Genomic DNA, 11882 nt, shown 5'->3' on the forward strand with positions numbered 1-11882 from the left:
GGGCGGACATGGGCATCATGTACAACCCGGCCAAGAACAATATCACCAAACCCGAGGATCTTGTGGGGAAGACAGTCGGCGTTCAGACTGGCACGACAGGAGAGACTTCCGCCAAGCTGATTGCGGGTGTCAAGGTCAATTCCTACCCCGACATCCAGCTTGCCACCCTCGACCTCGAGAATGGCAAGACCGACGCTGTGGTGAATGACTATCCTGTGTGCACGGCCTATGCCAGCACACATCCTGCATTGAAGGTTCTCAATACTACTTCGATAGCCGGCCAGGACCTGACGCAGCTGTATGGTATCGCCGTGCGGAAGGATGATACCCAACTCAAGAGCGACATCGATGCGGCCCTCCGCAAAGTGGTTGCGGATGGGACGTACGCGACTCTCTACCGCAAGTACTTCTTCGCCGACCCGCCATACCTGCCCAAATAGCAGTCGTGGCAGGGGTAGAGGAAAATGTTAAAGTGGTCGATCATCTTCGAAAACTTGCCATTCCTGCTGGCAGGAGCGTGGACCACGCTTTCGCTGACGGTCGTCTCGATGATCTTTGCGACCGTCGCTGGGCTGCTTGTGGGGTTGTTGAACATGTTTGGCGGCAGGGTGGTCGGGGCCGTCACGCGCTTCTATATCGAAGTGGTCCGAGGCACGCCCGCGCTGCTCCTGGTCCTGCTTGTGTACTACGCGCTCCCGATTATCGGAGTCAATCTTCCCCAATTCCCGGCAGCTGCAGTCTCGCTCGCAGTATGCTATGCAGCCTACATAGCCGAGGTCTTCAGAGCGGCTGTGGAATCGATCCCCAAGGGACAGTCTGAAGCTGCTTTCTCGCTGGGCATGAACCGGGCGCAGGCACTGCGCCACGTTATCCTCCCGCAGACGTTCCGGCGGGTTCTGCCGCCGCTTGCGAATGAGTTTGCGGCGCTGATCAAGGATACTTCCCTGGTTGCCTTCATCTCCATGGAGGATCTTCTCTTCAAGGCGAAGATCATTGGCGCCCGCACGTACAATATCATGTCACCGCTCATTGGTGCGGCACTCATCTACTTGATCATGACTACCCCGGTCATGCAGTGGTCCCGAAGTCTCGAGAAGAAGGTAGAGTGAGATGGCTGACGATATGACGGCACAGGGAAAGCTGCTCGTTGTCGACGATCTGCACAAGTCGTTCGGCTCTCTCGAAGTCATCAAGGGAGTCAGCTTCGACATGGATTTCAAGGAACGACTGGTGTTGATGGGGCCCTCAGGTTCAGGCAAGAGTACGCTGGTGAGGTGCATCAACTGGATCGAGCCCCCGTCGGCTGGCCGCGTGACATTCGACGGCAAGCTCGTCGAATCAGGCAAGTATGACATTCGCAGACTGAGAGAAGATATTGGCATGGTGTTTCAGCAGTTCAACGTGTTTCCTCACCTTACTGCTCTTCAGAATGTTGCCCTGGGTCCTGTCGTCGTCAAGAAAACGGCTCGCAAAGAGGCTGAGGCTGAGGCAATGGAACTTCTGGCGAAGGTCGGGCTGTCACATCGGGCTGATCACAAGCCTGCTCAAATGAGTGGCGGAGAGCAACAGCGGGTAGCCATAGCGCGTGCGCTTGCCATGCACCCGAAACTCATGTTGTTCGACGAGCCAACGTCCTCCATTGACGTTGAGTTGATCCATGAGGTCCTCGACGTGATGGTCAGACTTGCGGACGAAGGCATGACGATGATTGTCGTCACCCATGAGATGGGTTTTGCGAAGGAAGTTGCTGACCGCGTCATCTTCATGGATCAGGGCCTCATCATTGAGTCTGGATCTCCTTCTGAAGTGTTCGAACATCCTCAGCAGGAGCGTACACTGAGTTTCCTGAGCAAGGTGCTCTTGGCCTGACTGTGCCAATACCATGAGGAGGGGCGCCGAAAGGCGCCCCTCTTTTTTCTTTTCATCGGGCACCTTTTGACTACACTTGAACGTGAGGTCTATGGGACATATGGATAAAATCGTCTATCCGGGTACGTTTGACCCGGTCACCAGAGGACATGTCGACATCGTTGAGCGTGGAGCGCGTTTGTGCGACCAGCTCGTCGTCGGCGTTGCTGGCATAGCATATAAGAGACCAATGTGGTCACTGGACGAGCGCGTCGACATGGTGCGCAGCGCAACGCGACATATCCCGAACGTCGTCGTGGAAGGCTTCGACGACCTGGTCGTTTATTTCATGAAGCGCATAGGCACCAACATCATGCTGCGCGGATTGCGGCCCGTCTCGGACTTTGATCATGAAGTACAGGTTGCTTGGGCGAACAGATACCTCGACCCGAATGTGGATGTCATCTATCTCATGAGCTCGCAGGAGCACTTCTTCGTTTCCTCCACACTCATCAAGCAGATGTACGAAGGCGGCGGAGACATTCGTGACTTGGTGCCTGCAAGTGTTGCAGACAGGATTGTGCTTGGTCTGTCTCGGGCCAGGGGAGGAACGCATGATTGAGAAGCTTACGCTGCAGGACATCATCGACCGCATTGATCAGGTGAGGGAGCGGAGTCACAGGTTGTTTGGCTATCGCATCATCAAGGACGAGGAGCTGGCAGATGCGGTCGCACATCTCCGCACGGCCTTTCCGGAACAGGTTCGCAATGCGTGTGCCCTGTTGGAGCAGCGTGACGCCCTGATGGCCGATGCGAGGCGACAGTGCGGCCGGATGATAGAAGAGGGCCAGCGCTCGCACGACGACCTGGTCGCAGACAACGAAATCGTACGTTCCGCGGCCGTCGAACGAGAGCGCATGATGGCCGAGGTTGTTGCCGCGCGAAAGACCGCTGAACAGCAGGCCGATGGCTACTCACTGAAGATGCTGGAGCAGCTGGAGCAGATCCTGATGAGGCTTACTGAGACCGTCAAGGCGTCGGAGATGCAGTTCCATGTTGAGGAGAAAGAAGATGAGACTCGAACTCCAGAAACTGAACATTGAGGAAGGAAGTAGTCAATCCTTCGCATTTGAAGAGACCTCGGTCGGAGACCTTCCTGGCGTCACGCTCCTTGAGCCGGTGACGGGACAGTTTGTCCTGAGCAATCTTGGCATCGGTTATCAGTTCTCCGGTTCGTTCAACGTGAAGGTGAGCCAGCCCTGCGTAAGGTGTCTGGACTCGGTCATGGAGGATGTCGAGTTCGACGTCAATGAGACGTATCTTCTCAATGGGGAAGAGGATCCTGATCAGGAAGGCGTGTTTGCGCTTGAATCGGATGTCCTGGACGTTTCCGACGTCGTGCGCCAGAACCTGCTCATCGAAGTCACGGAGTTTCCACTGTGCAAGGATGATTGCAGGGGGCTATGCCCTGAGTGTGGGGCGAACCTGAACTCGACAGTGTGTCCGCATCAGAAATTGCTGGAGGAGAAGTAATCATGTACATCGACAAGGCAGCAGACTACGTCGAGCAGGTCCAGACCATCAACGGTTGGGTCTACAACAGCCGGAGCAGCGGGAAAGTAGCATTTGTCCTCGTTCGGGATGGCAGCGGCATCATGCAGTGTGTCGTCACCAAGAGTGATATCGACGAGTCGACATTCGAGGCGGTGCGCCACCTTACCCAGGAGAGCAGCATCAGTATCACCGGTGCGATCCATGCTGAAGAGCGGGCGCCCGGCGGTCACGAAATGCACGTTCAGAAGGTCGAGGTGCATCAGGCAGCTGTGGACTACCCGATTACGCCCAAGGAGCACGGCGTCGATTTCCTGATGAGCAACCGGCACCTGTGGCTCCGCTCGAAGCGCCAGTGGGCGATCATGCGCATACGTGCCACGATCGTCAAGAGCATCCGCGACTACCTCGATGACAACGACTTCCTGCTCATGGACGCTCCCATCTTGTCCGCCAATGCCTGTGAAGGATCCTCGACCCTGTTCTCGACTGACTATTTCGGCGTACCCGCCTACCTGTCGCAGAGCGGTCAGCTCTACAACGAAGCGACGGCCATGGCATTTGGGAAAGTCTACTGCTTTGGTCCTGCGTTTCGCGCCGAGAAGTCCAAGACGCGCCGCCACCTGACCGAGTTCTGGATGGTCGAGCCCGAGATGGCGTACTGTAATTGGTCGCAGAACTGCGATGTCCAGGAGGAATTCGTCACGTACATCGTGCACCAGGTCCTGGAGAAGCGTAAAGAGGAGCTTGCCATCATCGAGCGGGATATTTCTCCGCTCGAGAAGATAGCTACGCCGTTTCCACGGATTTCCTACGATGAGGCAGTGAAGCTCCTCCAGAAAGCCGGTTCTCCGATACAGTGGGGCGAGGATTTCGGTGGAGACGAGGAGACGCTCATCTCGAATCAGTTCGAACGGCCGGTCTTTGTTCACAGCTACCCCAGATCGTTCAAAGCGTTCTACATGAAGACAAATCCTGCCAATCCGCAGACGGTCCTGTGTGCTGACCTGCTGGCTCCGGAGGGATACGGAGAGATCATCGGAGGCGGGCAGCGCGAAGACGATTACAAGTTGCTTCTCGATCGCGTTCATGCCGAGGGGCTTGCCGAAGCAGACTACCAGTGGTACCTGGACCTCCGCAAGTACGGATCGGTCCCGCACAGCGGGTTTGGTCTCGGTGTCGAGAGGACAGTGGCGTGGATCTGCAAGCTGCCGCACGTGCGGGAAACGGTCCCGTTCCCTCGCCTGCTCGAGAAGATCTATCCATAGACTGGGAGCAATGGCAGCAGCCAAGGGATACGCGTCAGGCTCCAACGACGTTTCGGTGACTGAGGGTCTCACAAGCCTCAGAGGAAAGAAGCCTGCGTCGCTCTATGTCTTCGCGCCCGGAGACGACTATTTCATTCCACAGGCGAAAGAGGCAGCGCGGTCACTGGTAGCACAGGTTTTCCGAGCCTTCGATTATGCCGAGTTTGAGGGCAGCGACGACAACGTTGACGGCATCCGTGAGTTCCTCGGCAGCGAGAGCTTCGGGTCCGGGCGCAAGGTTCTGGTCGTCAACGGCCTCGAAGACAAGGGAGCCAAACGCCTTGGTACCATGGTCCCCCTGTTTCTGTCTGGCGGAACCACCACGGTCATATTTGCAGACCCTGCCAAAGTCCCCTCAGAGTTGCTGAAAAAAGCGTATGTGGTAACGAGCTACGCTGTACCCCCGACGGCGGTGCGCTCGTGGATCAAGAAGAGGTTTGAGGGGCGCGCGATAGAGGATCAGGCGGTCCACGAGCTTATGGAGCGGACAGCAAGCAGCTTCTTCCTTATGCGAAGCGAAATTGACAAACTCCTTGCGTATACCGACGCAGCTGTCACTGTCACTGATGTCCGTGAGGTCGTGCCTCGGTGCCACGTTGCTGCTGCTGCCGATCTCGTCGAGGCTATCTCTCTCAGGAAATACGACCGTGCGGTGACGGCGTTCTATGACCTTTCAGCTTCGGGGGCCGCCGACACCATCATTCTCTATGATGTGGAACTCGGGTTTGTACGGTTGTTGAACGCGAAGCTCGTTTCGAAGTCGAACCGTCCCAAGGCCGACCTCAGGGCCTGGTGCCTGCGCACCCAGCATCAATATCTCGACGATTATACGCTGAGTGCTCTCCTGACAGCGGCAAGTCATATCAAGCTGCGTGAACTTGAGGCAATGCTCGAGCGCCTCGAGGAAATTGAGTACGAAACGAAGAAAGGGCTCACCAGCAATGCGCTGGTGGCCCTTGAACGGTTGCTTTCAGCAGTAGCTCTTACGAAGCAGTAGCCTTGGCCGCAATCTTGGCGGCATTCGCCTTCTTCATCAGGCGAGACTTCTTACGGGCAGCTGTATTCTTGTGGACAATGCCCTTCTGAGCGAGTTTGTCGAGCTGCTTTACGGCGTCGACGACTTTCTCGGGGGCATAATCGGACTTGCGAGCCATGTCCAGGGCAAGTTTTGTCTTCGCTGTATGCTTGGTGTTGTATGCCGTCCGTGTCTTGGTCTTGCGGACGTCCTTAAGAGAAGCTCTCTTGATTGGCATGAAACTCTCCTTTGTCTCTTCGGAACTTATCACGTCTACTGTACCCATTTTTCCCGTGATGTCAATGATTGTTCGCTTCGCCAGCCATGGGGGAGCCCTCCACACGAATCGGCTTGACCGTCGAGTCAGTTCAGCGTAAACTACTGATGGAAATTCCACGACAGGCAAGCCCGAATCGGGAGGAACGCGTGAAGACAACTAAGTACATTACGAGAGCCGCCATTGTTCTTGCATTGACTATTGCTCTCCAATTTGCAATACGGGAGCTCGTTCCATCTGCCCCTCCGTTCAATGTCGTCAACCTCTTCCTCGTCGGCAGTATTGTAAATCTGGGTCTGCTCCTTGCGACAGAGACAACGGGTCTATGGGCCGGCGTCATTATCGCGATTGCGGCACCCGTCACTGCGTGGTTCCAGCAGCATCTTGTTTCACCCGCGATGATACCGGCAGTCATGGCGGGAAACCTCCTGCTTGTCGTCCTGTTCTGGCTGGTGACGCGGAGAAGCGGGTCATCTGATTCCTGGTTGCGCTGGATCGGTCTTGGCTTGGGTGCGGCTGCAAAAATGGCGTTTCTGTATTTTGCCATAGGCGCCATTGTCGGGACGCTGACGAAATTGCCTGTGGCCGCAACTGCGTTCATCCGGTTTTCGTTCAGCTGGCCGCAGTTCGTAACGGCCGTAATAGGTGGAGTCCTGTCCTCGCTAATTGCGCGTCGTATCAAGCCGATTTCCTGAGCTGGTGCTCCGGGTTTGCAAGAACTCCCGCCGAATTTCCCGAACGGTTGAATCCATAGTCAGCACCCAGTGAGTATGGCCTTGATTTCATGCTATCCTGTTATATAGTTCACATGATGATGTCATTCTTCAATGTGAACACAGCCGACGACCTCATCATGGCAAGGCTGATGATGCACGCGAGGGAAAAGTCTCTACAGGAGGAACGTGTATGAAAATGAACCTGGAAGACCGTCTGAAAGAGAACCCTGAGCTCAAGAGGCAGTTTGATGTACTCGATGCGTACATCGGTGCGCTGGCAACCCCCGAAGGCAGCCTCATCAACGTCCTCCACCGCGCCCAGGAGATTTTTGGGTATCTCCCGGATGACGTGCTCGAGTTCATCTCCGGCAGACTGAACATGCCGCGGTCCACCGTGTACGGTGTCGTCACCTTCTATCACTTCTTCTCGCGTGTTCCAAAGGGACGTCATATCGTCAGCGTGTGCCTTGGCACGGCCTGCTACGTGCGAGGCGGGAATGCAGTCTACGAGAAGGTCATGAAGACCTTGGGCATCAAGGCCGGCGAGACCACTCAGGACGGCCGCTTCAGTCTGGATCTTGTTCGTTGCGTGGGGGCCTGTGGTCTCGCCCCAGTCGTTGTCATCGACAAAGACACGTACGGGCGTTCCACGCCTGAGAAGGTCGTGACGTTACTGAACAAGTACACTTAACCTCGGAGAATGGGGAGGAAAGAATGAAATCACTGGAAGAGCTGAAGCGCATCAAGGAACAGACTCTCAAGGAGATGGACCTTCGCCAGGCCAAGGAGAGAGGCAAGGTCGTCGTTGCTATGGGGACATGCGGCATTGCAGCTGGCGCGAAGGACGCTCTCATTGCCATCATCGACGAACTCGAGAAGGCGAGCATCCATGACGTCAAGGTCGTTCAGTCCGGCTGCATGGGACTCTGCGATAAAGAGCCAACCGTAGAAGTGTCCATGAAGGGCCAGCCTGCCGTCATGTATGGTGACGTCAACGATGTGAATGCGCGCAGGATCGTCCGCGAGCACGTCCAGGGCGGTAATGTCGTGGCTGATCTGGTTATCAAGCGGGAGAACATCTAGCCCAGGGGGAGAAGGGAAAACGCAATGATACGAAATCAGTTGTTGGTCTGTGCAGGCGGCGCCTGCATCACGAGTGGCGAAAAGAGCGTCAAAGACGTTCTGGTCGACGAACTGAAGAAGAATAGTATCGAGGACGAGGTACAGGTCATCGAGACTGGTTGCATGGGGGCATGTGACCTTGGCCCGATCGTCGTCGTGTATCCCGACGGGACGTTCTATCAAAAGGTCACGGTCAAGAACGCAGGTCTCATCGTAAGCGAACACCTCGTGAAGGGCCGTACTGTCGGCGAGTTGCTGTACACTGAGCCGACCAGCGAGAAGAAAGCTCGGACCAGCGGGGATATCCCCTTCTACACGCGTCAGGTCAAGCGCGTCCTCCGCAACTGCGGCGCCATTGACCCTCTTTCTATCGAGGAGTACATCGCTCGTGACGGGTACTTCGCTCTTGGAAAGGCACTCGAGATGACGCCGGACGGAATCATCCAGGTCGTTCTCGACTCCGGTCTGCGCGGTCGTGGAGGAGCAGGGTTCCCGACCGGTCTCAAGTGGAAGGCCGCCCGAGAGGCGAATGGCTCCCCGAAGTATGTGGTTTGCAATGGGGATGAGGGTGACCCAGGAGCCTTCATGGACCGCAGTGTCCTCGAGGGAGACCCACACTCCATTATTGAGGCGATGGCGATCGCAGGATATGCCATCGGCGCGGAGAAGGGCTACATGTACGTCCGTGCTGAGTATCCGCTTGCCATCGAGAGATTTGAGTATGCGATCGACAAGGCGCGCGAGTACGGGTTCCTTGGGCAGAGTATTCTGGGCACAGAGTTCAACTTCGACATCGAGATCCGTATCGGTGCCGGGGCATTCGTCTGCGGCGAGGAGACTGCTCTCCTGCGGTCTATTGAGGGCAAGCGTGGAACGCCAAGCGTCAAGCCTCCATTCCCTGCCCAGGCCGGGCTATGGAACAAGCCGACCTTGATCAACAACGTCGAGACATACGCGAACATCCCCCAGATCCTCACAAACGGCGCGGAGTGGTTTCGCAGCGTTGGCTCCACCAAGAGTCCTGGCACAAAGGTGTTCGCTCTGGCAGGCAATGTCCAGAACACCGGTCTCGTTGAAGTCCCAATGGGAACGACGCTCAGGGAACTCGTCTTTGAAATCGGAGGAGGCATCCCAAGCGGCAAGAAGTTCAAAGCGGCCCAGACCGGAGGTCCGTCTGGAGGCGTCATCACTGCGGAGTACCTGGACATGCCGATCGACTTTGATACAGTCAAGGAAATCGGGACCATTATGGGATCGGGCGGACTCATCGTGCTTGACGAGGATAGCTGCATGGTCGACGTTGCCAAGTTCTACCTGGGGTTCACGGTCGATGAGTCGTGCGGGAAGTGCACGCCGTGTCGCGAAGGGACTCGACAGATGTATCACATGATGGAACGGATTTGCGATGGCAATGGTCGCGATGGCGACATCGAGAAGCTAAGCAAGCTGGCCGATGTCATAAAGGACACGTCATTGTGCGGGCTTGGACAGTCGGCCCCCAATCCTGTCCTGTCTACGATCAGGTTCTACGAAGACGAGTACCGCGCTCACATTTATGAAAAGAAGTGCCCGTCGCATGTGTGCAAGCACCTGCTGACGTACTCGATCACACCCGACAAGTGTGTTGGATGCACGGCATGCGCATGGCAATGCCCCGTCCACGCCATCGCCGGTGAGGTCAAGAAAATTCACGTGATCGATCAGAGCAAGTGCAGCAAGTGTGGTTCCTGCTATGAAAGCTGTCGTTTTGGTGCGATCCGCAAAGAGTAATTGACCCGGAGGAACTTCATGGAGACGAGAATGCTGAATGTGAAAATCAATGGACGGGACTACCAGGTGCCGGACGGGACGACAATCCTGAAGGCGGCCAGGGAGTATGCGAAGATCGAAGTGCCGACACTCTGCTATCTTGAGGGAATCAGCGAGGAGGGCGCGTGCGCCATCTGTGTCGTTGAGGTCAAGGGTGCCCGCAATCTCCAGCGCGCATGTTTAGCGAGGGTCAGTGAGGGCATGGAGGTCTGGACAAATACTTCGCGTGTCCGTGAGGCCCGCAAGCTCAATGTCGAGCTGCTACTGGCCAATCACCCCAAGGACTGTTTCACATGCGAGAAGAACCAGATCTGTGACCTTCGTGAGCTGGCGGCGGAACTCGGTGTGCGCGAAGTGGAGTTTCCGCGGACCCGCACTGAGTGGTTGCCGTTTGACAACACGTCACTGTCACTGGTACGCGACCCCAACAAATGTGTCCTCTGCAGGCGCTGCGTAAACGTGTGTGCCAAGGTGCAGTCCGTCTACGCCATCGATATCGCGGGCCGTGGTTCGAACAGTACCGTCTCAACATTCCTGGACGAGGGTCTGGGGAACGTCGAGTGTGTGAACTGTGGGCAGTGCTTGCTTGTTTGCCCGACTGGTGCCATCACCGAGCGGAGCGAGATTTCGGACGTGTGGAAGGCGCTGGGAGACCCTGACAAGGTCGTGGTTGTCGAGACAGCTCCGGCGGTGCGCGTTGCCATCGGTGAGGAGTTTGGCATGCCGGACGGAACGCAGGCGACTGGCAAGATGGCCGCCGCGCTCCGGAGTCTCGGTTTTGACAAGGTTTTTGACACTGACTTCTCGGCGGACTTGACCATCATGGAGGAGGGATTCGAGCTTATCGGGCGTATCAAGAATGGAGGTACGCTGCCGCTGATCACTTCTTGCTCACCAGGGTGGATCAAGTTTGCGGAGACGTTCTTCCCAAAGGTGCTGGATCACGTTTCCAGCTGCAAATCGCCTCAGCAGATGTTTGGTACGGTGACGAAGACGTACTGGGCCGAGAAGATGGGTATCGACCCGAGGAAGATCGTGGTCGTGTCTATCATGCCATGCACTGCCAAGAAATTCGAGAAGGAACGCCCTGAAATGAAGACAGCCTTCCATCACTGGCAGGAAAAGCTGGGCCTCAAGAACGAGGAGACGTTCAATGACGTCGACTATGTCCTGACAACTCGCGAAGCCGCTCAGATGATCCGCGAAGCGGGCATCGAGTTCGCAAGCCTTCCTGAGGAGGATTTCGACAAGCCGCTGGGCGAATCGACCGGCGCGGCCGTCATCTTCGGAGCCACAGGCGGCGTCATGGAAGCTGCGCTTCGGACGGCATATGAAGTCATCACCAATAAGCCACTAGCGAAGCTCGACTTTGAGGATGTTCGTGGACTTGAGGGCATCAAGAGCGCTGATGTCGACATCGACGGGATGATCTTGAAGGTCGCCGTGGCCAACGGCCTGGGAAATGCACGCGTCCTCATGGACCAGGTGCAGAAGGGTGAGTCGCCCTATCACTTCATCGAGATCATGTGTTGCCCCGGTGGCTGCCTCGGCGGAGGTGGACAGCCTATTTCGCACAATCCTGACATCAGGAAGAGGCGTGCCGAGGCCATCTACCGCGAAGACGCGGGCAAGCCGATCCGCAAGTCGCATGAGAACCCAGAGGTCAAGGAGATCTACAAAGATTTCCTTGGTGAACCAAACAGCGAAAAGGCTCATCATCTGCTGCATACCGAATACTGCGATCGCAGCTGCAAGTAGAACGGGAACACATGGGGAGGTACGTCAATGGACGGTACAAAGCATGTTGGAGTCATTGCCATCATCATCAGCAAGCGTGAAACGACGGCCCCAAAGGTGAACCAGATACTCACGAGCCATGGAGACTTCATCATCGGACGCCTGGGACTGCCATATGGGGACCATGGCCTGCATGTGATTTCGCTCATCGTCGACGGTGACAAGGAACAGCTGCAGGGCCTGACTGCGGAACTGACTGCAGTGCCGGACACTATCATCGAATCCACAATGACCCCGGTCTGTCTCCCGTAGGTCAGAGGCTGGGGCGGAAGGCGACGAGGTAATGCCAGCCGTCCACTCCGGGCAGGGAAGGGAAAAAGGGGAGATGCAGCAAGGGGTCTCTAGAGAATAGTTTCAGCAAGGAACATGTGCGAGACGATCGGCGCTCGGGTGATTTCCATGTGTCGCAGAGTGCGGTCGGCTTTCTTGAGGGGAGCAGC

General features: G+C 56.4%; 15 protein-coding genes. 14 read left to right on the top strand and 1 reads right to left on the bottom strand.

Translation table 11 applies throughout. The annotated features are described in order from the left end of the window. From C0398_00070 to C0398_00105, 8 genes are all read left to right on the top strand, one after another. The coding region (locus tag C0398_00070; GenBank protein MBA4364390.1) for a basic amino acid ABC transporter substrate-binding protein at positions 1-440 on the top strand (440 nt) is incomplete at its 5' end. 24 nt (positions 441-464) lie between these two features. After that, on the top strand, positions 465-1109 hold the full coding sequence (locus C0398_00075; GenBank protein MBA4364391.1) for an ABC transporter permease: 645 nt from the start codon (positions 465-467) through the stop codon (positions 1107-1109). Positions 1110-1140: 31 nt separating this feature from the next. Further along, a complete protein-coding gene (gene glnQ / locus C0398_00080; GenBank protein MBA4364392.1) occupies positions 1141-1869 on the top strand; it encodes a glutamine ABC transporter ATP-binding protein in 729 nt (242 codons plus the stop codon). A gap of 100 nt (positions 1870-1969) precedes the next feature. Beyond that, positions 1970-2470 (top strand): pantetheine-phosphate adenylyltransferase, encoded by a 501-nt coding sequence (locus C0398_00085; GenBank protein MBA4364393.1) that lies wholly within the window; start codon positions 1970-1972, stop codon positions 2468-2470. Then, positions 2463-2951: a hypothetical protein gene (locus tag C0398_00090; GenBank protein ID MBA4364394.1), complete on the top strand. Its 489-nt coding sequence runs from the start codon at positions 2463-2465 to the stop codon at positions 2949-2951. The genes C0398_00085 and C0398_00090 overlap by 8 nt, the downstream gene beginning before the upstream one ends. Then, complete coding sequence (locus C0398_00095; GenBank protein ID MBA4364395.1) at positions 2902-3381, top strand: hypothetical protein; 480 nt, start codon at positions 2902-2904, stop codon at positions 3379-3381. The genes C0398_00090 and C0398_00095 overlap by 50 nt, the downstream gene beginning before the upstream one ends. Positions 3382-3383: 2 nt before the next feature. Further along, positions 3384-4667, top strand: a complete 1284-nt coding sequence (locus C0398_00100) for an asparagine--tRNA ligase (GenBank protein ID MBA4364396.1) — start codon at positions 3384-3386, stop codon at positions 4665-4667. Between the two features lie 10 nt (positions 4668-4677). After that, complete coding sequence (locus C0398_00105) at positions 4678-5703, top strand: hypothetical protein (GenBank protein MBA4364397.1); 1026 nt, start codon at positions 4678-4680, stop codon at positions 5701-5703. On the opposite strand, the gene C0398_00110 is transcribed toward C0398_00105, so the two are convergent. Further along, on the bottom strand, positions 5690-5959 hold the full coding sequence (locus C0398_00110; protein ID MBA4364398.1) for a 30S ribosomal protein S20: 270 nt from the start codon (positions 5957-5959) through the stop codon (positions 5690-5692). The genes C0398_00105 and C0398_00110 overlap by 14 nt on opposite strands. 188 nt (positions 5960-6147) lie before the next feature. On the opposite strand from C0398_00110, the gene C0398_00115 reads away from it, so the two are divergent. The 6 genes from C0398_00115 to C0398_00140 all read left to right on the top strand — a co-directional run bounded on the left by C0398_00115 (position 6148) and on the right by C0398_00140 (position 11694). Further along, entirely contained in the window at positions 6148-6693 is a 546-nt protein-coding gene (locus C0398_00115; protein MBA4364399.1) for a hypothetical protein, read from the top strand. Between the two features lie 217 nt (positions 6694-6910). Then, the gene (locus C0398_00120; protein MBA4364400.1) at positions 6911-7405 is read left to right on the top strand and encodes an NADH-quinone oxidoreductase subunit NuoE; all 495 of its coding nucleotides are present in this window, start codon (positions 6911-6913) and stop codon (positions 7403-7405) included. Between the two features lie 23 nt (positions 7406-7428). Beyond that, positions 7429-7797, top strand: coding sequence for a 2Fe-2S ferredoxin (locus tag C0398_00125; protein MBA4364401.1), 369 nt, complete (start codon positions 7429-7431; stop codon positions 7795-7797). Between the two features lie 24 nt (positions 7798-7821). Further along, a complete protein-coding gene (locus C0398_00130) occupies positions 7822-9606 on the top strand; it encodes an NADH-quinone oxidoreductase subunit NuoF (protein MBA4364402.1) in 1785 nt (594 codons plus the stop codon). Between the two features lie 30 nt (positions 9607-9636). Further along, positions 9637-11403 (top strand): ferredoxin, encoded by a 1767-nt coding sequence (locus C0398_00135; GenBank protein ID MBA4364403.1) that lies wholly within the window; start codon positions 9637-9639, stop codon positions 11401-11403. Between the two features lie 27 nt (positions 11404-11430). After that, entirely contained in the window at positions 11431-11694 is a 264-nt protein-coding gene (locus tag C0398_00140; GenBank protein MBA4364404.1) for a CopG family transcriptional regulator, read from the top strand. Positions 11695-11882: the final 188 nt, after the last annotated feature.

Origin of the sequence: Coprothermobacter sp. (assembly GCA_013824685.1) — a bacterium.
Classification (GTDB): Bacteria; Caldisericota; Caldisericia; order Cryosericales; family Cryosericaceae; genus Cryosericum.

What these genes read in the sequence shown, in the direction of transcription:
- C0398_00075 (MBA4364391.1), top strand. Translation starts at nt 465, where the DNA reads ATGTTAAAGTGGTCGATCATCTTCGAAAACTTGCCATTCCTGCTGGCA.
- C0398_00085 (MBA4364393.1), top strand. Translation starts at nt 1,970, where the DNA reads ATGGATAAAATCGTCTATCCGGGTACGTTTGACCCGGTCACCAGAGGA.
- C0398_00090 (MBA4364394.1), top strand. Translation starts at nt 2,463, where the DNA reads ATGATTGAGAAGCTTACGCTGCAGGACATCATCGACCGCATTGATCAG.
- C0398_00095 (MBA4364395.1), top strand. Translation starts at nt 2,902, where the DNA reads ATGTTGAGGAGAAAGAAGATGAGACTCGAACTCCAGAAACTGAACATT.
- C0398_00100 (MBA4364396.1), top strand. Translation starts at nt 3,384, where the DNA reads ATGTACATCGACAAGGCAGCAGACTACGTCGAGCAGGTCCAGACCATC.
- C0398_00105 (MBA4364397.1), top strand. Translation starts at nt 4,678, where the DNA reads ATGGCAGCAGCCAAGGGATACGCGTCAGGCTCCAACGACGTTTCGGTG.
- C0398_00110 (MBA4364398.1), bottom strand. Translation starts at nt 5,959, where the DNA reads ATGCCAATCAAGAGAGCTTCTCTTAAGGACGTCCGCAAGACCAAGACA.
- C0398_00120 (MBA4364400.1), top strand. Translation starts at nt 6,911, where the DNA reads ATGAACCTGGAAGACCGTCTGAAAGAGAACCCTGAGCTCAAGAGGCAG.
- C0398_00125 (MBA4364401.1), top strand. Translation starts at nt 7,429, where the DNA reads ATGAAATCACTGGAAGAGCTGAAGCGCATCAAGGAACAGACTCTCAAG.
- C0398_00130 (MBA4364402.1), top strand. Translation starts at nt 7,822, where the DNA reads ATGATACGAAATCAGTTGTTGGTCTGTGCAGGCGGCGCCTGCATCACG.
- C0398_00135 (MBA4364403.1), top strand. Translation starts at nt 9,637, where the DNA reads ATGCTGAATGTGAAAATCAATGGACGGGACTACCAGGTGCCGGACGGG.
- C0398_00140 (MBA4364404.1), top strand. Translation starts at nt 11,431, where the DNA reads ATGGACGGTACAAAGCATGTTGGAGTCATTGCCATCATCATCAGCAAG.